The 23,973-nt window shown below is 44.7% G+C and carries 24 protein-coding genes; 21 read left to right on the top strand and 3 right to left on the bottom strand.

Features of this window, described 5'->3' with window-relative positions; translation table 11 throughout:
- The first annotated feature begins 261 nt into the window (after positions 1-261).
- From QUB63_RS25040 to QUB63_RS24960, 17 genes are all read left to right on the top strand, one after another.
- Complete coding sequence (locus QUB63_RS25040) at positions 262-3,066, top strand: polysaccharide biosynthesis protein (protein WP_332948038.1); 2,805 nt, start codon at positions 262-264, stop codon at positions 3,064-3,066.
- A gap of 73 nt (positions 3,067-3,139) precedes the next feature.
- Entirely contained in the window at positions 3,140-4,525 is a 1,386-nt protein-coding gene (locus QUB63_RS25035; RefSeq protein ID WP_332948037.1) for a lipopolysaccharide biosynthesis protein, read from the top strand.
- Positions 4,485-5,681 carry a glycosyltransferase family 1 protein gene (locus QUB63_RS25030; protein ID WP_332948035.1) on the top strand — a complete coding sequence of 399 codons (1,197 nt, stop codon included), beginning with the start codon at positions 4,485-4,487 and terminating at the stop codon, positions 5,679-5,681. The genes QUB63_RS25035 and QUB63_RS25030 overlap by 41 nt, the downstream gene beginning before the upstream one ends.
- 45 nt (positions 5,682-5,726) lie before the next feature.
- Positions 5,727-6,920: an O-antigen ligase family protein gene (locus QUB63_RS25025; RefSeq protein WP_332948034.1), complete on the top strand. Its 1,194-nt coding sequence runs from the start codon at positions 5,727-5,729 to the stop codon at positions 6,918-6,920.
- 71 nt (positions 6,921-6,991) lie between these two features.
- Entirely contained in the window at positions 6,992-8,272 is a 1,281-nt protein-coding gene (locus tag QUB63_RS25020) for a hypothetical protein (protein ID WP_332948033.1), read from the top strand.
- Positions 8,273-8,341: 69 nt separating this feature from the next.
- On the top strand, positions 8,342-9,544 hold the full coding sequence (locus QUB63_RS25015; RefSeq protein WP_332948032.1) for a glycosyltransferase family 4 protein: 1,203 nt from the start codon (positions 8,342-8,344) through the stop codon (positions 9,542-9,544).
- A gap of 11 nt (positions 9,545-9,555) precedes the next feature.
- Complete coding sequence (locus tag QUB63_RS25010; RefSeq protein ID WP_332948031.1) at positions 9,556-10,698, top strand: glycosyltransferase; 1,143 nt, start codon at positions 9,556-9,558, stop codon at positions 10,696-10,698.
- Complete coding sequence (locus QUB63_RS25005; protein WP_332948030.1) at positions 10,695-11,642, top strand: NAD-dependent epimerase/dehydratase family protein; 948 nt, start codon at positions 10,695-10,697, stop codon at positions 11,640-11,642. Before QUB63_RS25010 ends, QUB63_RS25005 begins: the two co-directional genes overlap by 4 nt.
- A 402-nt stretch (positions 11,643-12,044) precedes the next feature.
- Entirely contained in the window at positions 12,045-12,254 is a 210-nt protein-coding gene (locus tag QUB63_RS25000; protein ID WP_332948066.1) for a sugar transferase, read from the top strand.
- 12 nt (positions 12,255-12,266) lie between these two features.
- On the top strand, positions 12,267-13,247 hold the full coding sequence (locus QUB63_RS24995; RefSeq protein WP_332948029.1) for an ATP-grasp domain-containing protein: 981 nt from the start codon (positions 12,267-12,269) through the stop codon (positions 13,245-13,247).
- Positions 13,247-13,945, top strand: a complete 699-nt coding sequence (locus tag QUB63_RS24990) for an HAD family hydrolase (RefSeq protein ID WP_332948028.1) — start codon at positions 13,247-13,249, stop codon at positions 13,943-13,945. Before QUB63_RS24995 ends, QUB63_RS24990 begins: the two co-directional genes overlap by 1 nt.
- Before the next feature lie 200 nt (positions 13,946-14,145).
- Entirely contained in the window at positions 14,146-14,433 is a 288-nt protein-coding gene (locus QUB63_RS24985) for a sugar transferase (protein ID WP_332948065.1), read from the top strand.
- 9 nt (positions 14,434-14,442) lie between these two features.
- Complete coding sequence (locus tag QUB63_RS24980) at positions 14,443-14,610, top strand: hypothetical protein (protein WP_332948027.1); 168 nt, start codon at positions 14,443-14,445, stop codon at positions 14,608-14,610.
- A gap of 128 nt (positions 14,611-14,738) precedes the next feature.
- Positions 14,739-15,809 (top strand): GNAT family N-acetyltransferase, encoded by a 1,071-nt coding sequence (locus QUB63_RS24975; protein WP_332948026.1) that lies wholly within the window; start codon positions 14,739-14,741, stop codon positions 15,807-15,809.
- A gap of 13 nt (positions 15,810-15,822) precedes the next feature.
- Positions 15,823-16,581, top strand: coding sequence for a class I SAM-dependent methyltransferase (locus tag QUB63_RS24970; RefSeq protein ID WP_332948025.1), 759 nt, complete (start codon positions 15,823-15,825; stop codon positions 16,579-16,581).
- 17 nt (positions 16,582-16,598) lie between these two features.
- Positions 16,599-17,231 (top strand): sugar transferase, encoded by a 633-nt coding sequence (locus QUB63_RS24965; protein WP_332948024.1) that lies wholly within the window; start codon positions 16,599-16,601, stop codon positions 17,229-17,231.
- A 10-nt stretch (positions 17,232-17,241) separates the two neighbouring features.
- Positions 17,242-18,375, top strand: coding sequence for a DegT/DnrJ/EryC1/StrS family aminotransferase (locus QUB63_RS24960; RefSeq protein ID WP_332948023.1), 1,134 nt, complete (start codon positions 17,242-17,244; stop codon positions 18,373-18,375).
- A gap of 86 nt (positions 18,376-18,461) precedes the next feature.
- On the opposite strand, the gene QUB63_RS24955 is transcribed toward QUB63_RS24960, so the two are convergent.
- Positions 18,462-19,148: a Coq4 family protein gene (locus QUB63_RS24955; RefSeq protein WP_332948022.1), complete on the bottom strand. Its 687-nt coding sequence runs from the start codon at positions 19,146-19,148 to the stop codon at positions 18,462-18,464.
- Positions 19,149-19,773: 625 nt separating this feature from the next.
- Here QUB63_RS24955 and QUB63_RS24950 point away from each other — a divergent pair.
- Both QUB63_RS24950 and QUB63_RS24945 read left to right on the top strand, forming a co-directional pair.
- On the top strand, positions 19,774-20,712 hold the full coding sequence (locus QUB63_RS24950) for a UDP-glucuronic acid decarboxylase family protein (protein WP_332948021.1): 939 nt from the start codon (positions 19,774-19,776) through the stop codon (positions 20,710-20,712).
- 380 nt (positions 20,713-21,092) lie between these two features.
- Positions 21,093-22,481, top strand: a complete 1,389-nt coding sequence (locus tag QUB63_RS24945) for a UDP-glucose dehydrogenase family protein (protein ID WP_332948020.1) — start codon at positions 21,093-21,095, stop codon at positions 22,479-22,481.
- A 101-nt stretch (positions 22,482-22,582) separates the two neighbouring features.
- On the opposite strand, the gene QUB63_RS24940 is transcribed toward QUB63_RS24945, so the two are convergent.
- Positions 22,583-23,053 (bottom strand): hypothetical protein, encoded by a 471-nt coding sequence (locus QUB63_RS24940; protein ID WP_332948019.1) that lies wholly within the window; start codon positions 23,051-23,053, stop codon positions 22,583-22,585.
- Positions 23,050-23,256 (bottom strand): hypothetical protein, encoded by a 207-nt coding sequence (locus QUB63_RS24935; protein WP_332948017.1) that lies wholly within the window; start codon positions 23,254-23,256, stop codon positions 23,050-23,052. The genes QUB63_RS24940 and QUB63_RS24935 overlap by 4 nt, the downstream gene beginning before the upstream one ends.
- A 93-nt stretch (positions 23,257-23,349) precedes the next feature.
- Between QUB63_RS24935 and QUB63_RS24930 the strand changes: the two genes are divergently transcribed.
- Both QUB63_RS24930 and QUB63_RS24925 read left to right on the top strand, forming a co-directional pair.
- The gene (locus tag QUB63_RS24930) at positions 23,350-23,568 is read left to right on the top strand and encodes a helix-turn-helix domain-containing protein (RefSeq protein ID WP_332948016.1); all 219 of its coding nucleotides are present in this window, start codon (positions 23,350-23,352) and stop codon (positions 23,566-23,568) included.
- A gap of 157 nt (positions 23,569-23,725) precedes the next feature.
- Positions 23,726-23,932 carry a hypothetical protein gene (locus tag QUB63_RS24925; RefSeq protein WP_332948014.1) on the top strand — a complete coding sequence of 69 codons (207 nt, stop codon included), beginning with the start codon at positions 23,726-23,728 and terminating at the stop codon, positions 23,930-23,932.
- Positions 23,933-23,973 lie beyond the last annotated feature (41 nt).

Raw genomic sequence — 23,973 nt, 5'->3', positions numbered from 1 at the left:
TCAAAGTGGAATCAAAAAGATGGCAGATAGTAGAGCTTCTCTATGCGATCTCCTTTCAGCGATCTGCTTTAGGTTCTCCCCCCGAAGCGGTTAAAAATTGGAGCGTGCGGGTGTGGGTCTACGAATAGCTTATAAGCAGTGGCAGTCAAAGGTAGATAAATAGGATAAGTAGGATTCTCCCAGACAAGAGGGAAGGAAGATTCTACATTTTAAAGCAATTTGGTACGATCGTAAGCTGTAGTTGTTGTTGTAGGGCGTGTTATGAACCGGATAATCAGAAAAATCAGCAAAGGTTTGCTGAGATTGAGAAACCGTCATTTTTTATTGATTGACACGATTTGTTTGGCGATCGCGCCCGTATTGGCGCTAGCTATTCGTTTAGATGATTCTTTTACTCTTGCACCCTACTTGTACGGGCTAGCGGTAGCTACTGTATTGTTCGTTGCGCTCAAACTAACTGTATTTTATAGCTTCGGGTTCTACAGGCGTTACTGGCGGTATGCCGGTATTGACGAATTGGCACAAATAGCGGTGCTGATCGGTGTGGCTTTAGCAGTAGAAATTATGCTGTTCCAAGAGCTGGCTCACCTGAGTATTTTTGGGGTCAACAAACTGCCGCGATCGCTGCCGCTGCTCGATGCGATGCTGAGCTTTTTGTTAATTGGCGGCATTCGTTTCAGCATTCCCGCGATCGAAAGGTTGAGCCAAAGACGGCGGAAATTTCAGCGTTGCGATCGCTTGCTGATAGTCGGTGCAGGGAGTGCAGGCATTTCTTTGATGCAGAAAATGCAGCGGAGTCCGCAGCTAGGGCTTTATCCTGCGGCTTTCATTGACGACGACCCGAAAAAGCTCAACTTGCGGATTCGCGGAGTAAGTGTAGTAGGCGATCGCCATCAAATTCCCCAAATAGTTAGCTCGTTAAATATCTCTAAAGTTATCATTGCCATTCCCACAGCTCCGGGAAGAGAAATTCGAGAAATCGTTGAAATTTGTCAGTCAATTGGAATTCCCACCAGTACGCTGCCCGGCATCAATGAAATTATCAACTGCCGCATCAGCTTAGGCAGCGTCAGGGAAGTACAAATTGAGGACTTGCTCCGTCGCGAATCCATCCAAACTGATGTCGAGAAAGTTTCCGAATTTATCAGAAACAAGAAAGTTCTAATTACCGGAGCTGGTGGCTCCATCGGCAGCGAACTTTGCCGACAAGTTTTAAAATCAGCACCTGCGGAAATGATTCTTGTAGGACACGGAGAAAACTCTGTATTCAACATTCAACAAGAACTCAACAGGGTGATTGCCGATCTCCAAAAAGCAGGCAAAATCATCAACATTCCCCAATTAACAACATTCATAGCAGATATTCGTTTTATCGATCGCTTAGAGTACGTCTTTGAAAAAATCAGACCAGATATTGTTTTTCACGCGGCTGCTCACAAACACGTACCCATGATGGAATTAAACCCGCCAGAAGCCATTACTAATAATGTGCGGGGAACAAAAAACCTCTTGGATCTGGCATTGAAGTACGATGTCGAACACTTTGTGATGATTTCGACTGACAAGGCGGTGAATCCAACTAACATCATGGGAGCCAGCAAAAGAGTTGCTGAAATGCTGGTGCTGCAAGCTGCCAAAACAAGCGGAAAACCCTTTGTAGTTGTGCGTTTCGGCAATGTTCTCGGCAGTCGCGGCAGCGTCGTCCCCACCTTCAAACGGCAAATTGCTGAAGGCGGCCCGATCACCATTACCCATCCAGATATCTGCCGGTATTTCATGACAATTCCCGAAGCAGTACAACTGCTGTTGCAGGCGGCAGTGCTCGGTGACGGGGGTCAAGTATTCATGCTCGACATGGGGCAGCCAGTCAGAATTGTTGACTTGGCAAAGGATTTAATTCGCCTCTCAGGATATGAGTTGGGCAAAGACATTGATATTGTTTTCACGGGGCTGCGGCCTGGAGAAAAATTGTTTGAAGAACTGTTTATTCCCGGCGAAACCTACGACAAAACTGAACATGAAAAAATTCTGATTCTCGGCAATGCCAGCCGCATTGTCCGAGAAAATATTGAGCAGGAAATAGAAACCCTTTGTCAAGCAGCTCATCGGAATGATGGCAATTTAATTGTGTTTTTGCTAGAGCAGTTAGTGCCTGAATACATACCGGGATATTCAACGGTTAATTTGCATGCCAATACAGCCAAAGAAAAAACGGAACTCGCAGGAAATTCCTCGCAGGTTCAGACAAATTCCAACAGTGCTGTATCGGTTCAGGTAGAGAATGATTTGCGGCAGGCTCTTAAACTTGAGGAGTTTCGCCTTTACTATCAACCGATAGTATGCCTGAAAACTCATAAGATTACTGCTTTTGAGGCGCTGTTGCGCTGGCAGCACCCGACTCGCGGATTTCTTGCCCCAGACGAGTTTATTCCAGCGGCAGAAGCCACGGGCTTGATTTTGCCTATTGGCGAGTGGGTGCTGCGGCAAGCTTGCAGTCAGTTGCGAATTTGGCAACAGCGATTTGATATTGACCATCCCTTAAGTGTCAGCGTGAATCTGACTAGCAAACAGTTTTTCCAGCCTGACTTAAGCGAGGTACTCTACCAAATTCTAACGGAAACTAAGCTTGATGCTTCTAGTTTGAAGATCGAGATTCCTGAGCAAGTTGCGATCGACAATTCTGAGTTGGCTACCGCTGTGTTTGTGAAACTCAAAGCTTTAGGGGTGCAATTCCAAATCGATCACTGCGGTTTGAGCGATCGATCTTTAACTCGCCTCCACCGCTTGATACGCATGAAGTATGGGAAATTCGACAGTTTGAAGCTAGATTGCTCTGTGGTCAGCGGGCTGGAGGATAATCACGCTAATTTAGAAACTCTCCAAAAAATTATTGCGATCGCGCAGGAGCTAGATATGGGTATGATTGCAACTGGGGTGGAAACATCCGAGCAAATAACTCAGCTCAAAGCTTTGAAATGCGTCTACGGTCAGGGATACTTTTTCTCGAAGCCCGTGGCAGGCTCTAAGGTGGAGACATTGATTGGGGCTATGACTGCTAAAAGTTAATGGCGGCATTTGTCAAGGAATTTTGGATTAGAGATTTACGGTTTTGAATTGACAAATTAATCATTAGCTACGAATGCAACAGCTCAAACCACTAACATTACGCCGGAATTTTTCCTGGACTTTCACTGGTAATCTCGTTTATGCGGCTTCCCAGTGGGGGATGTTGGTGTTGCTTGCTAAATTGGGCAGTCCTGAAATGGTGGGTCAATTTACTTTGGGTTTGGCGGTGACAGCACCTGTTATCATGTTTACTAATCTGCAACTGCGGGCTATTCAGGCGACAGATGCTAAACAACAGTATGTTTTCGCCGACTACTTGGGCCTGAGACTAATTGGCACTGGTTTGGCGCTGCTGATTATTGCAGGAATTACGTTGAAAGCTGGTTATCGCTGGGAGACTTCGCTAGTGATTTTGGCGATCGCCCTAGCGAAGGCTTTCGAGTCAATTAGCGATGTGTTTTACGGCTTAATTCAGCAGCACGAACGGATGGATCGAATTGCGATCGCGCTGATGATTAAAGGCCCTCTGTCGCTGTTATTTTTAGGTCTCGGAGTGCATCTAACTGGGAGCGTTTTGGGAGGTGCAGTGGGATTAGCTGTTGCTTGGGCGATCGTGCTAATTGCCTGCGACATTCGCAACGGTGCGTTAATCCTAAACAATTCCCAAAAGGCAGAAGAGAACAATTTTGTAGAGACAGGATTCATCGCATCTGAATTCGGGGAGCATTCTGAATCAACCGAAAATCCACCCCCACCCCCCCCTTGCCAAGGGGGGGAGAAAATTCAAAATCAGTTACTCCCCCGCTGGCATTGGAAAACCTTGGGAAAGTTAATATGGCTGGCTTTGCCTCTGGGTTTTGTGATGATGTTGATTTCGCTGAATACTAATATTCCTCGATACTTTATCGAGCGGTATTTGGGAGAGCGACAACTGGGTATTTTTGCTGCAATGTCTTACTTAATGGTGGTCGGACAAATGGTGGTGAGCGCGCTGGCGGAGTCTGCTAGTCCCCGACTCGCGAAATATTATGCAGCAGGAAATACCACTGCTTTTCGCACACTTCTATTCAAGTTGGTAGGGGTTGGTGCAGCGCTAGGAGGGGCGGGTGTTTTAGTCGCTGTTGTTGCTGGGCGGGAGATATTGACTCTTCTCTATCGACCAGAATACGGTCAACAAGCTGATTTGTTTGTGTGGCTGATGGTGGCGGCGGGAATGGGTTATATGTCTTCGTTTCTTGGTTACGGGATGACGGCTGCTAGATACTTCCGGGTGCAAATGCCTTTGTTTGCTTTGGTAACAGGGAGTTCTGCGATCGCTTGTCTGTGGTTGATTCCGACTATGGGAGTGCGAGGGGCGGCGATCGCGCTGATCGTTGGGGCAGTTGTTCAAGCAAGTTTTAGTTTAGGGGCGATCGCTCATGCAATATACAAGCTCGACAGATATACAGAAAGAAAATAAAAACTGCAAAGGATCTCGTTCCCTACGCATTCTTCATGTCGTCGGTGGGATGAACCGGGGCGGGTTGGAAACGTGGCTGATGCACGTTTTGCGACATATCGATCGCGATCGCTTTCAAATGGACTTCCTGGTTCACACAAGGGAACCCTGTCCTTATGACGACGAAGCGCGCAGTCTTGGTAGCAAGATTATCCCGTGCCTCGATCCGTCAAAACCTTGGCTGTACGCGAGCAACTTCAAACGAATTTTACGCGAATACGGGCCCTATGACATTGTTCACAGTCACGTCCATCACTTCAGCGGTTACGTGCTTTGGTTAGCAAAACAGGCCGGAATATCTGTCCGCATTGCTCACAGCCACAACGATACCTCTTCAACAGAGGCTAAAGCAGGATTGTACCGACGTTTGTATCTTGATTTAAGCAAATGGTCGATCGCCCGATATGCAACAGTTGGTTTGGGATGCAGCCACAACGCTGTCGCGGATTTATTCAGTTCAGCTTGGAAAACTGACCAGCGTTGGCGGGTACTTTACTACGGAGTGAATCTGAAATCGTTCCGCGATCGCGTCAGCGCGATCGTCGTTCGTAGTGAATTGGGCATTCCTGCGGATGCTTTTGTTATCGGTCACGCCGGCAGATTTGAAGCGCAAAAAAATCATCTATTCCTTCTAGAAATTGCAGCAGAAGTTATCAAGCAAGAACCCAAAATGCACCTGTTATTGATGGGAGACGGCTCACTACGTCCAAATATTGAGCAGAAAGTTGTCCAAATGGGTTTGGGCGCTCGCGTCATCTTTGCCGGCAACAGGTCGGACGTACCCCGACTGATGTTAAATGCTGTAGATTTATTTCTTTTTCCATCCCTCCATGAAGGTTTGGGCTTAGTATTAATCGAGGCACAAGCAGCAGGACTGCCCTGCGTTTTCTCGGACGTTGTTCCAGCAGAAGCGGATTTAGTGAGACCTCTGCTACAACGAATTTCCCTGTCTAAATCCGCATCAGTTTGGGCAGAAGCGGTTATGTCAGCAAGAAATGGCGCATCAGCGATTAGCCAAACAGATACCTTAGCTATCGTTGAAAACAGCCCTTTCAATATAGCAGCGAGTGTCAAAACCCTGACAGAGGTTTACGAAGCTAACCTCTCAAACTCCTGACAGCAATCCGATCGTATCGTTCGTATTAAACCAGTTATTCAATTTATGTTGCGACAAGTCATTATAGTTATCGCGCTATCTGTGCTGTTTGGTGGCACATCTCTAATTAGCTTGGGCAGTTATAATATTCCTCTCGATCCAGCCGTCCTTAAATTGCGCTATTTGTTAGTGGCCTCAAGTTTACTAATTCTCATCCTCATGTCCCCGTTCAAACAGTGGGGTTTTCATCGTCAAGCTCGACCTCTTCTCCTGTTGTGGATGCTATTCGGCTGTGCATTAGTCGTATCGGGACTGGTTAACAATGACAAAGCTGTTTTTACGAACGGTTTTTGGCAGATGATTGCTGTCCCATTAGTTTTTTTTAATGCTCTACCAAAAGCTATGAAAGAAAATGCTAACATCCTCATGGGAATGGGACTTTTTCTAGGTCATACTCCCTATATTGTTACCTCTCTTGTCTCCTCTCCCCCTGGCAACGGTACACTATATCGCGGAGTATTTGCTAACTCCAATCAAATGGGATTTACCTGTGCAACCATGTCCGCTGGTTTATTTATTTTACTAATTGGTGCTTGGTTTGCCAAAAAATTATCGCTATATTTATGGCTAATTGCTGCCGGTTTGTTCAGCACTTTTATGCTAATTATTTTAGCAAACTCTCGGACTTCAATGATGGTATGCTTTATTATGCTTGCTATGTTTTTTTGGCAGGTTTTAAAAAATCCCATAGCAGTCAAAAAAATGATAACCATCGTGGCTGTGAGTGTGACGACAATCTTGCTATTTGGAGGAGAACAAATTGAGGCTATTAGCAAGAGTCTCAACAATAACTTTGAAGCTAAGGAAGGTTTGAGCGGAAGAGATCACATTTGGGGACAGACATTAGACGAATCAGATTTAGTGGGTCACGGCACCAATTATTTTCAGTTAAACTTTGGACTGGGAGGACATAATACAATTATTGAAGTCATCGGACAAAATGGAATTATAGCAGCATATTTGCTAGTCGCTTTTGGGAGCGCGAGTTTTTTCTATAGTTATGCCTATTTCAAAACTTATATCAAAGAGGATTGTGCTGCGATCGCTCCCTTCCTGATTACAGTATGCTTCTGGTTTTTATCTATGGCTGAAGGGATGTTTGGATCGTTAGGCAACGCTATGACACTTGCCTATATGCTGTCTGTAGGTATTGTGATTTCTAAACCACTAGAAACCAAAAGTAGGAAGGCCGAAATATGACTCAAAAATCTCCATTATGCCTAATTTAAATCAATTCTCTCGACCTGGACATTCAAAGAAAACAAGACGGAATGAATTACAAATATCGTAAAAAAAATGGCAACAAATGGCGTCGCTCGATTCTACGGCCCTCTCTCTTATTGATGTGGGCAATTATTTTTACTTTCGGTTCTAGCCTGATGGCAAATGTTGACTCATATTGTTCTCCTGCTATTGTCGCACCTGTAGCTGCTCTAACTCCGAAAAACCAGAAAATAGTAGAGATTCGTGCTGGCGGTACTACAGTGATTAATAAGAAACCATTTTTTCCATTTGGTTTCTATCACGTTTCCTGGGAATCAACAGCGGAAGAACGAAAGTCTGCTCTCCGCGATATCGCTGCTGCTGGATTTAACACAATTCATGCTTCGGCTACTAACATCGATGATTACGGAGATTTTCTAGACGAAGCTGAGCGGCTGGGAGTCTATGTTTTGACAGAGCAAAATTCCATCGGTCTCCAGAATTTAGTCAACGCTTTTAAGCAAAAACCTGCTGTACTCGGCTGGAGTATTGCTGACGATGTTGATAACGGCAAATGGAATGGCGATGATATTTTGAAATCTCACCAGCAAGCGAAGACAGCAGATCCAAACCACATCACTTACGTTAGCGGCTACTCAAATAAACTCAAGGGGTTTGGGAATTGTGCCGATGTGATTGCGAGGCAGTCTTATCCCATCAAAGGTCGGAAACCAGAAGAATTGCCGGCGACTTATTCTGATATATCGGAGGTGTGGGAAGCCACATCTAAATTTAATCGCTCTACTTATGCTAATTTACAGACATACAATTGGCAATTTCACCCTTCCAAAAAATACGAAGGCTCGCAAGCACCCACGTTTGAGGAAGTGCGCAATATGACCTATCAAGCCTTGCTTGCCGGAAGCAAAGGGATTCTGTACTACACTTATCACGATTCGGTTTGGCATTTGCCAGACCACCCTGATTTGTGGGAGGGAGTCAAATCTTTAGTGCCTGAATTGAAAGCAATTAGTCCACTATTGCTCGAAGGAGGTTTCCAAAAAATTGATACGAAAATGTCTAATATAGTAGCGGGGATATGGGTACGCGAAAACCAAGCTATCGCTGTTGTCGTCAACAGCAATTACGGCAAACCAAGAGAAGTGACCCTAGAACTTCCCATCGAGGTGAGGGAAGCGATCTCGATGTTTCCGGGGCGTCCTTCTGGTATGAGTCTCAAGGGCGGTCAACTTTTTGGCTTGCTCAAACCTCTAGAGGTTCATGTTTACAGACTTGTTATTCGATCGGGACTTACGCAAACATCTGTAACGCCCAACCGCGATTTATGAATGCCAGCAATATTTGGAAAAAGTGCGATCGCACTTTTGGAATAAAATGCTAGGAGAATTGCAAATTTTATGAAAGTAATTGTAACTGTTGAGCATCGCTTCGATCGCACCCCCGACGGAGCAGTGTGGACGCAAACCATGTTCGCACATTCGTACTGGATGCGTTACTTTGACGTTTTTGATGAAGTCGTGGCGGTAGCCCGCATCCGCGAAGTCTCTGTCGTGCCTTCAGACTGGATACGCGCCGACGGTGAAAGAGTTTCATTTGTGGCTGTTCCCTACTACATAGGCCCGTGGCAGTATCTGCTAAAAGCGCCACAAGTTCAGCGCGCTGCCAGACAAGCAGTTGTCGCCAACGCCAATGATGCCGTCATTTTTTACGCTCCTTCTCAGATTGCTTATTGTATCGAACCCCTGCTGCGGGCCAGTGACCGTCCCTACGGCGTATATGTCATCGCCGATCCTTACGATGTCTTCGCCCCAGGCTCTGTCAAAAGCCCTTTGCGCCCGTTCTTCCGCTGGCAGTCTCCCCGTCGGCTGCGAGAACACTGCGCCAACGCTAATGTCGCTGCCTATATTACAGAAAAAGCTCTTCAATTGCGATATCCGCCCAATCCAGAAGCTTTTAAAACCTACTATTCGATGGCCGAATTGCCCGACGCTACCTGCGCTTCTGTTCCCCGATCGCCCCAGGCAGCAGGCAGTCCGCTGACCCTGATCGCTGTGGGTTCCCTAGCTCAACTCTATAAAGCTCCAGATGCGGCGATCGAAGCGGTGGGTATCTGTATGCGAGAAGGATTAGACATCAAGTTAATTTGGGTTGGAGACGGCAAGTACCGGGCAGAAATGGAGGCTCTAGTTGCCACCCTCGGGTTAGGGGAGCGGGTCTTTTTTCGGGGGCAATTGACTGCTGGCGATGCTGTACGCACCGAGTTGGATCGAGCAGACCTTTTTATCATGCCGTCCCACCAGGAGGGTTTACCCAGAGCAATGGTTGAGGCGATGGCACGAGCACTGCCGTGTATTGGCTCCACCGTAGGCGGCATCCCCGAATTGCTTCACCATGAGGATCTGGTACCACCGGGCAATGCGGCTGCTTTGGCTAGCAAAATTCGCGAGGTAGTGACCGATCGCGATCGTATGGCGCGGATGTCAGCCCGTAACTTAAACAAAGCCAAAGAGTATACAGATGAAGTGCTCCGCTCCAAGCGAAATGCGTTTTATCGCTGTGTGCGAGAACAAACCGAAGCATGGATAGATCGAAAATCATGAAAAAACTTTTAATGGTTACAACTATCCCAGATACCCTTCGGGCCTTCTTCCTGCCTTTAGTAAGCCGTTTACGAGATCGGGGCTGGCAGGTAGACGGCATGGCTAAGGGAATTTCTAATAATCTTGAATGCGTGCGGGCTTTCGATCGCGTCTGGGATGTAGAATGGTCGCGCAACCCGCTAGATGGGAAAAATTTAATTGCTGCTCCCGGACAAATTCGGCAGGCATTTTCGCAAGAGCAATACGACATAGTAAATGTATCCACGCCAGTAGCAGCCTTTGTTACCCGATACGCCCTTAAGGATTTGAGAAAGCAGGGAAAAGTGAAAGTAATCTACACTGCCCAAGGCTTTCATTTCTACAAAGGAGGCTCCTTATACAAAAATGCTATATTCTTGGGACTGGAAAAGATTGCTGGGCCTTGGACGGACTATTTAGTAGTAGTTAATCGGGAGGACGAATCAGCAGCAAAGCGCTATGGTCTGATTTCTCCCGAACGAGTCCGTTACATCCCGGGAACCGGTTTAAATCTCGATCGCTTTAATCCCAGTGCTATTCCTGAAGCTGATATCATGCGCGTCCGTCAAGAGTTGGGACTAGGGCGGGAAAACCCTTTATTCTTGTCAGTAGCTGAATTTATTCCCCGCAAGCGCCCTGGAGATATTTTAAAAGCATTTGCCCAACTAGGTCGGCCTCAAGTACACTTAGCCTTGGCCGGAAATGGACTAATTTTTGAAGAAATGCAGCAATTAGCATCCGAGTTAGGGATTCAAAAGCAAGTACATTTTTTGGGCTTGCGGCGAGATATACCCATTTTGATGCGTGCCTCGGTAGCTACTCTGATTGCTTCCTCCCAAGAAGGACTTCCTAATTGTGTCATGGAATCTTTGTGCATCGAAATCCCCGTCATCGGTACAGAAATTCGAGGCACTCGTGATTTATTAGAAGGTGGCAATGGTTTGCTGGTAAAATTGGGAGATATCAACGGAATAGCATCAGCAATGACCTGGATTTTAGACCATCCAGAGGAAGCTCAACAGATGGGCAAGCGCGGACGAGAAAATATGGTTAATTATGACCTGCCACATATCCTGAAGCAATACGAGGATTTGTATGCTGAAGTCAACAATCAACAATCAACAATCAACCCATGAGTAATATCGTTACAGGCGCGGCAGGTTTCATCGGCTCTAACTTAGTCGAGACTCTTTTAAACCAAGGTGAACAAGTGCTCGGCGTTGATGAAGTCAACGATTACTACAATCCCGAATTGAAGAGAAAAAATCTCGCTCATTTTGAAAAAGATCCGAATTTTAAACTAATTGAGGGCAATATTTTATCTTTGGATTGGAAACCGCTATTAGCCAATGCCGAAGTCATTTACCACCAAGCAGCCCAAGCAGGAGTCCGTGCTAGTTGGGGAGACGGTTTCCGCAGCTATACGGAACGCAATATCAATGCAACTCAGGTACTCCTAGAAGCAGCAAAAGATGCACCGCAACTGAAAAAGTTTGTATTGGCTTCTTCGTCGTCAGTGTACGGCAATGCTGGAACTTTTCCTACTAGCGAAACTGCCTGCCCTCAACCAGTTTCTCCCTACGGCATTACCAAATTAGCCGCTGAGCGTTTGTGTTCGCTTTATTATCACAATTTTGGCGTTCCGGCAACTATGCTGCGGTATTTTACTGTTTACGGGCCTCGCCAGCGTCCCGATATGGCATTTCACCTATTTTTTAAATCAATTTTGCGCGGCGAACCGATTTCAATTTACGGAGACGGACAGCAAACGCGAGATTTCACATTTATCAGCGATTGCATTGCTGCTAATTTAGCTGCAGCTAAAGTGCCGGAAGCTGTCGGGGAAATCTTCAATATTGGAGGGGGAAGTCGAGTTGCTTTAGCAGAAGTTATTCAGACTATGGAAAGCATTGTCGATCGCCCAATTCGCATCAATTACCTAGAATCTAGCAAAGGAGATGCGCGAGATACTAGCGCTGACGTATCGAAAGCTCAGAAAATCTTAGGATATCAGGCACAGGTTTCTTTGAGAGAAGGGTTGAAGCAAGAATGGGAATGGGTGCAGTCTTTGTACGGTTAGAGTGTGCTGAACCTACTCAGATGCTGAAGATATTTCTTCAGCATCTGACATTCTATGCGCTAGCCAATCAATGTATTAAGTAGATGAGTGATAAAATATGTATGTCATTGCGAGTGCAACTCTCTGCGTGAGTGCTCTCTTATGAAAGCAATCGCAAGTATTTTGGCAGCTTTACATTCTGTCACATAGCAAAATTTACTTGCGTTTACCTATTTAGAAGATCAATTGCATTTATGTATGGTAGCATTGAATGACGTGCAAAACATCTAAAAATCGAGTTGGAGAAGCTACTGAATACCAAATTTTCCCCTGCATATCACTCTCAAAGATGAGTATGATGGACACAAAAAAAATTACAGCACAGCATAATTTGATAGTTGGGGAGATAAAAAACAAAGGAAAATTTTATTATGCTGTAAAATAATTATTTCCCAAAGCCGCAATGCTATAAACTGGGAAAATAAATTTCAACTCAATGTTTGGTATGTTATTCGCTGGAGTTTGTGGCTAGACTTTAAGATTCTTTTCTCAACTGCGTTCAAAGTCTGTAGGCAAGAAGGAAGGAGTCAGAATGGATACGGAACCAGGCATGAATTTTCAGGTAAAAATTAACAATTTTAGAATATGGATTCTTTCAATATCCTGTTCACGAGTGTAGGCAGAAGAGTAGCACTGATTCAATCATTCAAGCAAGTTTTGAGCGATTTGGGACTTGATGGCACTATTGTCACAACAGATTTAAATAAAAGTGCTCCGGCTGCTTTCGTAGCTAATGTTGCTGAACAAGTCCCCCCAATTTCCGATGCAAATTACATTAATAGTTTGCTGGAAATTTGTGAAAAATATCAAATCAAGCTGCTGATTTCGCTGATCGACCCTGAACTGTATTTGCTCTCGCTGCACCGACATAAATTCGAGGCGATAGGTGTTACTGTTCTCGTCTCTTCTCCTGAAACAAATCTGATTTGTTTTGACAAACGAAATACTTTCCGGTTTTTCAAAGAGTGTGGTTTGCCCACTCCTGAATTGTTAGATGGAGACAAAATTTTTGCAGATAATAATGCCCCTTATCCTTTTTTGATGAAACCTGCGGATGGCAGTTGCAGTGTGGGCGTTAATAAAATCAGAAATGCTAAAGAGTTGGAGTTTTTTCGAGAGTACATTGCTAATCCAATTATTCAGGAATTCCTCGTGGGAGAAGAGTACACTTTAGATATTTTGGTCGATTTTCAAGGAAAGGTGCGATCGGTTGTTCCCCGACTTCGTATTGAAACGCGAGCTGGGGAAATTAGTAAAGGGATGACGGTGAAAAATCCCGCCTTGATTGAAGCTGGAAAAAAGGTGGCTGAGTCATTACCTGGTGCTTTGGGCTGCATTACGGTTCAGTGTTTTTTGCTGAGTAACGGAGACATTAAATTTATTGAAATTAATCCGAGATTTGGTGGGGGATTTCCTCTCGCATTCCAATCTGGTGCTAATTTCCCGCGTTGGATTATAGAAATGATGTTAGGAAATAATCTAGAGATAGCGATTGACTGCTGGCAGGATGGAGTTGTCATGCTGCGGTATGATGATGCAATTTTTGTAACAAAGGAAAGTATATAATGATTAAAATTATCGTCTTTGATGTAGATGATACTTTGTTTCCCGAACGCGAATTTGTGCAGAGCGGATTTCAAGCTGTCGGTGAGTGGATGCTAAATAAATATGCTATTTCAGGATTTTTTGAAATCGCGTGGAAGTTTTTTGCGGAGGGAAAGCGAGGTCAAATTTTCAATTGGGCTTTAGCAGCAATTGGTGTAGAGGATGAACCTGAAATTATTCAGGAAATGCTGCAAATTTATCGAAACCACGAGCCTCAGATATCTTTGCATGAGGATGCTCGGTGGGCGATCGCTTATTTTAGGGGTCATAAAAAATTAGGCGCGATCACAGACGGCTACTTAAAAACTCAGCGCAATAAAGTAGAAGCATTGGCAATTGCAGATAGTTTTGATACGATTGTCTATAGCGATCTCTATGGTAGAGAAAACTGGAAACCCAGCCCCGTTCCCTACTTAAAAGTGATGGAATTAACAGGATGCAGTGGCTCAGAATGTGTCTATATAGGAGATAATCCTCATAAAGATTTTGTCACCGCTAAAAAACTGAATTGGATGACCGTTCAAATTTGCCGCCCCGATGGAGAGTATTCCCACATTACACCTGCACTTGGTTACGCAGCCGATCGCAAAATTTTTTCTCTCACCGATCTGGAATCTATTCTACCGCTAAATTCGATCGAAAGGTCAGATCATCGATGAATATGAGAATCATTAGCTCTTTTCTAGCATTTTGTGGCAAGATTAATCCTGTAGCTGTGGAAATGATGCAATAAAAAAATATGCGGAATCAAACTGATACTAATACAAATGTAGCCAAGAGAAATTTGTATTAGTATCTGCTATTGAGCAAGAGCTTATTCGGCTTGATAGCCACTTTTTTATGGTGGCTAATTTTATAAATTCCGAGTGGCGTAATAGCAATTATTATTTGGATAACAGACGGTTGTTTCATGTTGTATAGTCAAAAAAGAATTGGCAAAGAGGGAGAAATTTTTACTTTCAAAAAACAATGGACTATGAGCGTGCGGCCACTGGAAGGTAGGTCGATTACAGTTGCAGGCGATTCGCGAATAACGCCAATCGGGCGTTATTTGCTGCGGTGGAAATTAAACGAGTTGCCGCAACTCTGGAACGTACTTGTTGGTGAAATGAGTTTGGTTTGCCCCAGACCAGATGTTCCGGGTTAGGCGAATAAATTGAAAGGGAACGATCGCAGATTGCTCTTGCTACGACCGGGAATTACTGGCCCTGCAACTCTTGTTTACAGAAATGAAGAAGAAATACTGGCAAAAGTTAGCGTTCCAGTTCGCTACAACGAAGTAATTTACCCAGAGCAAGTGCGAATCAATTTAGATTATCTATAAAATTGTTCTTTTACTCAGGATTTACATTGCATCGGGAGTAGGTTTTTTGTAAAAGTTGACAAGGAGCAAGTTGGCCCAACTTAGCTAATTATCGAGCGAGCGAGTATGGCAACATATTTTATATCCCAATGAAAATTCAAATTCTTGATTCATCTAGCCCTTTGTGGATGGAAACTCTGGAGCAACTCCGCCACGATGTTTACCATTTGCCAGAATATGTATGTTTAGAAGCAAAAAGAACTCAAACAGCACCTGAGGCAATTTTAATAGCGGAAGATGACAAAATATTTTTTCTGCCTTATTTGTTACGTCGGTCCGATGACTTATTTGACGAACAGTTAGCCGAAGAAGTTTTTGATGTTGTATCGCCCTATGGCTATCCGGGATTTTTGTTAAATGAAGCAGCAGTTAGCAATCCTAATTTTTTGATCCGGGCAATCGAACATTTAACACAGGCATGGCGCGATAGAAATATTTGTTCGGCTTTTTTACGGCTGCATCCTATTCTAAACCCGGATGTTAATGCTTTGACAAAAAATGACTTATTTACACTCAATGGAGAAACTGTTTCTGTTGATTTAACTCTCGACAAAAGTGAAATTTGGCGTCAAACGAGATCTGAACATCGCAATAAAATAAATAGATGCGTCCGCGAAGGTTTTTCGGCTAAAATGGTGCCAATTCACGAATATATCAATGATTTCAACGCAATTTATGAGGAAACAATGGCTCGGGTTGGCGCTGCACAATTATATTATTTTGGAACCAATTATTTTCAAAAATTTATCGATGTATTAGGAGATAAATTGCATTTATGTATGGTAGAATTGAAGGGAGAAATTACCTGTGGTGGTTTGTTTACTGAGTGCTGCGGCATCGTTCAATATCATCTGGGTGGTACTAAGTCAAGCTTTTTGAAACAAGCACCCACAAAATTAATGTTTGATTATGTTCGCTTCTGGGCTAAGGAACGGGGTAATCAAGTTTTGCATCTAGGGGGTGGTTTAGGAGGTTCGCAAGATAGTCTCTACCATTTTAAGGCAGGTTTCTCTAAGGAAAGACACACTTTTTTCACCCTCCGCTTAATTACAAATGAAGAAAAATATCTTCATTTAGTTAATTTACGTGCAAAATATCTGAACATTGAGGTGGAGCATCTACTGAACACCAATTTTTTCCCTGCATATCGCTCTAACTGATTAGGATAATTGTATGATGGACAACAAGCAAGTTTACAGCACAGTAGAATTTGATAGTTGGGCTGATAAAGAACAATTGATTGAGGAAGAAAAGTATCTGATAGAAAACTATTTAGCTCGAACAGGAAACACCCTCGAAGCTGGAACCGGGGGAGGAAGAATTTTGTTAGAGATGAAACAGATGGGTTTTACATCTCTTGCTGGTTATGATTACGTGCCTGAATTTATTGAGCAGGCAAAAAAAAGAGATGCGACGCAGAGTATTTCTTTTGAAGTTCAGGATGCAACTAGCTTAAACTACGAAGATGCTAGTTTCGATCGCCTACTTTATCTACAACAAATTATTTGTTTGATAGAAGATGAGTCAAGCAGATTAAAGGCGATGGAAGAGGCTTACCGCATCCTCAAAATGGGGGGGGTTGCATTATTCTCATTCCTCAGCTTTGAAACGAGAGTTAGAAGTCCCATCTACAAGTCATATTTATCTTATCTCAGGCTGCTACGGAAGCTTCGCGGATCAAATCGTTCTCTTCAATATATTCCTTGGCTGAAGCTTGGTGGAAAACCAAACTGGTTATGCCTTCTGGATCGAGGTCCTTATCCTTATTGGTATCAAGTTGAGGAGGCTGAACTGATTTTGAAAAAAGTGGGTTTTCAAGTAGTTGCTGTGGGTTCTGGTTATCAGATAAAACAAGGAAGAATGCCAGAATCAATTGAAACATTAGCGAATGAACGCCTACAAGGAATGCTTTACTTTGTCTGTATAAAATGAATGATGAGCAATGAACCATGAATAATCACCAATCGCCAATCACCAAATTCAGCCGATTAGTTAAGTGGGTATTAGATAGAGTGGTTTCCGCGATCGCCCTACTGATTTTTTCTCCTCTAGTGTTAATAGTGGCGATCGCCATTTACATCCGCATGGGAGGCCCGGTTTTTTTCACACAACCCCGGCCGGGTAAAGATGGGCGCGTTTTCAACTTCTACAAATTTCGCACGATGACGGGCGATCGCGATACCGAAGGAAATTTGCTCCCCGACGAACAACGCCTGACTGCGATCGGTCAATTCTTGCGAAAAACCAGTTTGGACGAACTTCCGCAACTGTGGAACGTTCTCCAAGGAGATATCAGCCTTGTTGGCCCTCGTCCCTTATTAGTAAGATACCTAGAACGCTACAGCCCCGAACAAGCACGCCGCCACGATGTGATGCCCGGAATCACCGGGTGGGCGCAAATTAACGGTCGCAATGCCATTAGTTGGCAAGAAAAATTCAAACTAGATGTTTGGTATGTCGATCATTGGAGCCTGTGGCTGGATTTGAAAATACTTTTCCTGACAGTAGGTAAAGTTTTGGGACAAAAAGAAATCAGCCAAGAAGGTCATGTTACAAGTGAAGAGTTTAAAGGTAATGAATGAAGTCTCCCCAATGACCAAACAAATCCTCCTCTCCACTCCCCACATGGGCGAACTAGAACAAAAGTTCGTCCGAGAAGCCTTTGACACCAACTGGATCGCCCCCGTGGGCCCCCATGTCGATGCCTTCGAGCGGGAATTCTGCGATGTTGTCGGTTCCAGTCACGCGGCGGCTCTGAGTTCAGGGACAGCGGCTTTGCATTTGGCTTTACAATTAATTGGTGTCGGTGCTGGCGATGAAGTTTTTTGCTCGACTCTGACGTTTATTGCTACGGCGAGTCCGATTACTTATTTAGGCGCAAAACCGGTTTTTATTGATAGCGATCGCACTTCTTGGAACATGAATCCAGATTTATTGCGAGAAGCCCTGGACAAACGAGCCAAATTAGGAAAGTTGCCCAAAGCTGTTGCGATCGTCCACCTCTACGGTCAAAGTGCCGATATCGACCCAATTCTAGAAGCTTGCAACACCTATGAAATACCGCTAATTGAAGATGCGGCCGAATCCCTAGGAGCTACTTACAAAAAGCGTTCTCCGGGAACTTTTGGCAAAATCGGCATTTTCTCATTCAACGGCAATAAAATTATCACCACTTCCGGCGGCGGAATGTTAGTTTCCGACGACCCTAAACTGGTAGAAAAAGCCCGTTTCTTGGCGACGCAAGCTCGCGATCCGGCTCCTCACTACCAACACACCGAAATCGGCTACAACTACCGCCTCAGCAACGTTTTAGCGGGGATTGGGATCGGTCAATTGCGCGTGTTGGAGGATCGAGTGCAGGCGAGACGGCACAATTTTGAAGTTTACAAACAAGCTTTGGGAAATCTGCCGGGAATCGAATTTATGCCGGAAGCTGATTTCGGACGCGCTACTCGCTGGCTGACTTGTTTGACAATTAATCCTGCTGCTTTCGGTGCGGATAGAGAACAAGTTCGCCTCGCACTTGCTAATGAGAAAATAGAAGCGCGTCCGGTTTGGAAACCTTTGCATTTGCAGCCTGTATTTTCTGAGTGTGAATGTATCGGCGGTGCAGTTGCTGAAGAGTTATTTGAGCGCGGTCTTTGTTTGCCTTCTGGTTCTAATTTAACTGAAGAAGATTTAGAACGAGTCACCAGCGCGATCGCAGAAATTCATCGAACAGCTTGAGGGATAAAAAGGGATTCAGCTCAACAAAAAAAAACGGTTTTTTTTAGAAACCGGGTTTTGAAATTGCCGCGAAGTTGGTCGCTGAATTAGCTTGACAGACTGCCAGCAGTCTCCGGTACTCTATTTAAATTTAAGCGCTCGCGCACTTCTTCCAGCGGCGTTTCCCACAGCTTATTCCACTCAATTCCAAATAGTGATTTAGCCTGTTTTCCCCGCAACCAACCTCGGCATAGCGCATCCATATAATCGCCGCTGGTTTCAATTTCTTGTAATGTGGATTTTAACAAATTTTTAGCAAGGAGTGCCAGCCAAAAACGAGAAGCAGACATCTGCGCCACATAAAAAGCCTCTAACTCAATTTCTCCTGTTATATGGGTGCTGCAACCGGTCACGACGTGCCAACAATCATGGGTTTCAGTAGTATGAAAAGCCAAAAATGCCAAGTCATCATCAGGAATTTCTTTGGCTGACAAAACTTTGAGGTTATTGCTTAGCATATGAACTGCATAATGATAACCCAGCGTATTTTTCGGCAATTGGTGGAGTGCTTCCAAATCGACATTTCCCAAACGCGGACGTTCTTGAAATGCCCGTTTTCCTTGAGGTTCCTGGGAAAGAACATCTATTATTAGCTGGAGGCTATAACGATCGCTCGCAGCTTTGAACAAGTGTCCGAGAGCCTCAAAGTCTCCGTCAGGAGATTTCACCATGTTAATAAAAGCTTCAAGAAGCTGCGCTTCCCACTGCTGTTTTTCATTGACGATGTTCTGCATTGGCTCATCCTCCTTCCCTAATAATATTTCTGGCAACTGATGCAGTATTTGAGATCGCAGTTTTATTTGACAATCCCAGGCAATTTACACCATTATATTGATAAATATTGACATTTTTATCATTTCTAGCTAATGACTTGACTTTACATCTAACTGGAGACTATAGGATAGGGTCAGATGCGATCGCCCCTGATTTTATCAAAAAAGTCCGTGAAGCGCAGCTATCCCGTAGGGAACCGCCCTTTTCTTGATTAGCTGAAATAAATATCGCACTCGCCACCAAAAATGCGATCGCCTAACCCAACTCACCTACAATAGGTTCTGTTTGCTCACTAAATTATAGAGAAAAAATTAAATGTGCTAATTATATATTCAGTTTGAGGATAATGTCAACAGTATTTTTTCGTAAATATCGAAGTGTAAATAAAACTCACTAGCTTGGAAGCATCGATCGCACTCAGGTGAATGTATTTGAAAATGCTAAGTTAATTAAAGATTTTATGAAACTTGCGATAAGTCTTTACATTCTCGCTCGAAATTTTGTTATTCTGTTAGCAAGTTTGATTCGATCGACTGAATTGTTGTACCACAGTCTTGCACTCTAAAGAGAACGGCAGTTTCCACCATGAGAATTTTAGTCACAGGCGGTGCGGGTTTCATCGGTTCCCATCTGATCGATCGCTTAATGGCCCAAGGACACGAGGTAGTCTGCCTGGATAACTTTTACACCGGGACTAAGCGCAATATCCTCAAATGGATGGACAACCCCTATTTTGAGCTGATCCGGCACGACATCACGGAACCGATTCGGTTAGAGGTAGATCAGATTTACCATCTGGCTTGTCCGGCTTCGCCAGTACACTATCAGTTCAACCCCGTCAAGACAATCAAAACGAATGTCATCGGGACACTAAATATGCTGGGATTGGCGAAACGGGTAAAAGCAAGATTTTTTCTGGCTTCCACATCAGAAGTTTACGGCGATCCCGATGTCCATCCCCAAACAGAAGACTATCGCGGCAACGTTAATTGTATAGGTATTCGGAGCTGTTACGACGAGGGGAAGCGAGTAGCTGAAACCCTATCTTTTGACTACCACCGCCAAAATGGGGTAGACATTCGAGTTGTACGAATTTTTAATACCTACGGCCCGCGAATGTTAGAAAATGACGGCCGAGTTGTCAGCAATTTTATCGTTCAAGCTTTGCGAAATCAACCGCTGACTGTGTACGGCGACGGTTCCCAAACGCGGAGTTTTTGCTACGTTTCTGATTTGGTGGAAGGATTTATTCGCTTGATGAATAGCGACGAAATCGGGCCGATGAATTTGGGGAATCCCGGCGAATACACTATCTTGGAACTGGCACAGAAAATTCAAAACATGATTAATCCTGGGGCGGAAATTATTTTTAAACCGCTGCCGCAAGACGATCCAAAACAGCGACAACCGGATATTACTCGTGCTAAAAGTTGGTTGGGGTGGGAGCCAACTGTGCCGCTGGATCGAGGTTTAGAGTTGACTGTGAAAGATTTTCGCGATCGTATCGAGGGAAACCAAAAGTAGAGAAGGGGAGAGGGGGAGAGGGGGAGAGGGGGAGAGGGGGAGAGGGGGAGAGGGGGAGAATTTTTACTTCTTACTTCTTCCGACTTCACGCTTGACGAAGTCAATCTGCCCTCTGCCCTCTGACTAATAACAACTGTCAACTCTTAACTGTCAACTGTTAAGCGGTCAACTGTCAAACGATTTTAGATTTGGGATTTGGGATGCAAGGATTGGGGATTGAGGATTGAAGATTTTTGATCGTCAACTGTCTCCGGGTCAACTGTCAACTCTTCCTTCTTCCTTCTTCCTTCTTCCTTCTTCCTTCGTGACAACTGTCAACTGTCAACTGTCAACTGTCAACTGTCAACTGTCAACTGTTTACTAACTTTGAGGACATTTATATGCGTGTTTGCGTCATCGGTACAGGATACGTCGGCTTAGTCACCGGCACTTGCTTGGCCCACATCGGCCACCACGTTATTTGCGTAGACAACAACGAAGAAAAAGTTAAATTAATGAAGTCCGGACAGTCGCCAATTTTTGAACCCGGACTGTCTGAATTAATGTCCTCTGCTTCTCAATCGGGAAATCTAGAATTTACTTCGGATTTAGCAGCAGGAGTCGCTCACGGGGACATTTTATTTATTGCTGTGGGGACGCCTCCTTTGCCTACTGGGGAAAGCGATACTCGCTACGTGGAAGCGGTGGCGCGCGGAATTGGAGCTCACCTCGACGGCGATTACAAAGTGCTGGTAAACAAATCCACAGTGCCCATCGGTTCGGGGGATTGGGTGCGGAGAATTGTACTAGACGGTTTGGCTGAACGTCAAAAAGCTCAAAGCGGTGACGGCATTACTGGTGAGGAAGTAGCAGCAAAAACTGGTGTGCAATTTGATGTGGTTAGCAATCCGGAGTTTTTGCGGGAGGGCTGCGCTGTTTTCGATACGTTTAATCCCGATCGCATTGTTCTCGGCAGCACCTCTGGGCGCGCTATGGATATGATGCTACAGTTATACAGGCCGATTGTCGATCGCAAGTTTGCAGAAAATCAGTCTTTGCCTGCGGTACCTGTGGTGATGACTGATATCAGTTCCGCGGAAATGATTAAGTATGCAGCTAATGCTTTTTTGGCTACGAAGATTAGCTTTATTAATGAAGTTGCCAATATTTGCGATCGTGTCGGTGCAGATGTTACCCAAGTAGCGAAAGGTATCGGTTTAGATTCGCGGATTGGTGGCAAGTTTCTGCAAGCTGGCATCGGTTGGGGCGGTTCTTGTTTCCCCAAAGATGTTTCGGCTTTAGTTCACACTGCTGAGGATTACGGCTACGAGGCGCATTTGCTGAAAGCGGCGGTGGAAGTTAACGAACGCCAGCGCTTGATTGCAATTGAAAAGTTGCAGCAAGTTTTGAAGATTCTCAAAGGTAAAACAGTCGGACTTTTGGGTTTGACTTTCAAGCCGGATACTGATGATTTGCGGGATGCTCCTTCCCTGAATTTAATCGATAATTTGAACAGATTGGGAGCGAAAGTTAAAGCTTACGATCCGATTGTTTCTCAAACTGGGATGCGTCACGGTTTGTCGGGAGTTTTGGTAGAAACCGATCCGGAAAGGTTGGCTGACGGTTGCGATGCTTTGGTGTTGGTGACAGATTGGGAACAGTTTCGCAATTTAGATTATGAAAAAATGGCCCAGTTGATGAATCATCCGGTGATGATTGACGGCCGCAATTTCTTAGATAAGAAGGTTTTAGAAGCGGCTGGTTTCCAATATGTGGGGGTTGGAAGATAAGGAATAGTTTTTGAGCAGAATCTCTATCCCGTAGGGTGCGCTGCGGCGCACCTTACATTTGCTGGTGGCGAACAATCGCGGGTTTACTCGCCCCGCCTGCTTTAGAAACTTTCCATCAATGTTTTTTCTTGAGCGTAAACATCGCGTAGCTGTTGCAGTGCTGAGGCAGAAATTACCGATTTAACTGTAGCTACTAATTTACCCCATTCAAGCAAGCTGTCAACTGAAACAGCGGCTTTGAAGTTGTACGTATAGAATTTAGTCCAAAATTCTGGTGCTTGCGTGCGTTTCCAGCGTTTGTACCATCCGAGATAGTCTCGATCGCAGGCTGGTTTTACTTCTAAGATTGGGGGGAAATCGGCGTAGCTGACAAATCTGCTGAGGCCTTTGGCGTGCACGTACACCATGTTGTGACAGCATTCGATCCGGTAAATTTGGTCGGGTGTGATGTTGAACAAAAGTGCTACTGTTTCTTCGGTGACAAATCTCGATCGCGGATTGACAACGGAAGATTTGTGAATAATTTTTGAGGCGCCGATCCCTGACGATCTTAACTGATTCTCTGATATCATTGTAGTTGCATATCCTGGTGGTAGGTAAATCTATCTGCTGGGTGCGATCGACAGTAATTATCTGTCGGAATTAATTTTAACAGGCGATCGCCTTTAGTTTCGCTGACTCCGCCGAAAAACGGATACAAGCCCCGACTTCTGCCGTGAGCGGCCCAAAATTTTACACCAACGTTCAAGCTCCCAGATTCATCTTTAGAGTCCATCTAAAATCTAAAATCTAAAATCTAAAATCGCATGACCGGGGCGATCGCTTTTTGCTATATTATACTAAATCCAAAATTTTGTAAAGAGTTTATATGAGTAAAGGCTTAGTCAGGCTGCGGGTTCGAGAGTTGGCGGCCGAGAAGGGATGGACGCTCAAGGAGGTTGCGGAGCGCTCGGGCGTGGGCTACAGTACGATTAGCAATTATGCGCGTTCTGAGGGGATGGCAATGGTTGACTTTGCCGCAGTGCACAAGTTGGCCCGCACTTTTGATGTGATGATTGAGGATTTTGTGGTCATCATGGAAAAGTAGGTGCTGTTTGGCGATCGAGCATTTGGTGTAGATTATATCAGTTTTAAATCTGATAAACTGGTTCCAAGGCTCTGCGAAAGGAACCCAGATTCAGAGGCAGAGCCTCGGCTGGTAAAATGGAGGGAGATCGTCCAGATATGCGTTACCAGGCAGAGCATTGGAAGAAGTAGATAATCGTCCCGAAATTCGGACACAGCAGTGCAATTTCCCTACCGGAAATTTGATGATAAAAGCCACAGTAATCGTAGGGTGTGTCGCCTGCGAAGAATCCCTAACTTGCATATCGAAAATCTCAAAGCGACGCACCTATGCGATCGATCGCAACTCTCAGTCGATCGCCTATAATGCAATACGGTTAAGTTAACATTCTTTGTCATTGCCAGGAACGAAGCAATCGCAGGATCT

It is taken from the genome of Microcoleus sp. ARI1-B5 (assembly GCF_036705795.1).
GTDB lineage: Bacteria > Cyanobacteriota > Cyanobacteriia > Cyanobacteriales > Microcoleaceae > Microcoleus.
The sequence above is the reverse complement of the archived record's forward strand: the minus strand, read 5'-3'. Positions and strand labels throughout refer to the sequence as shown.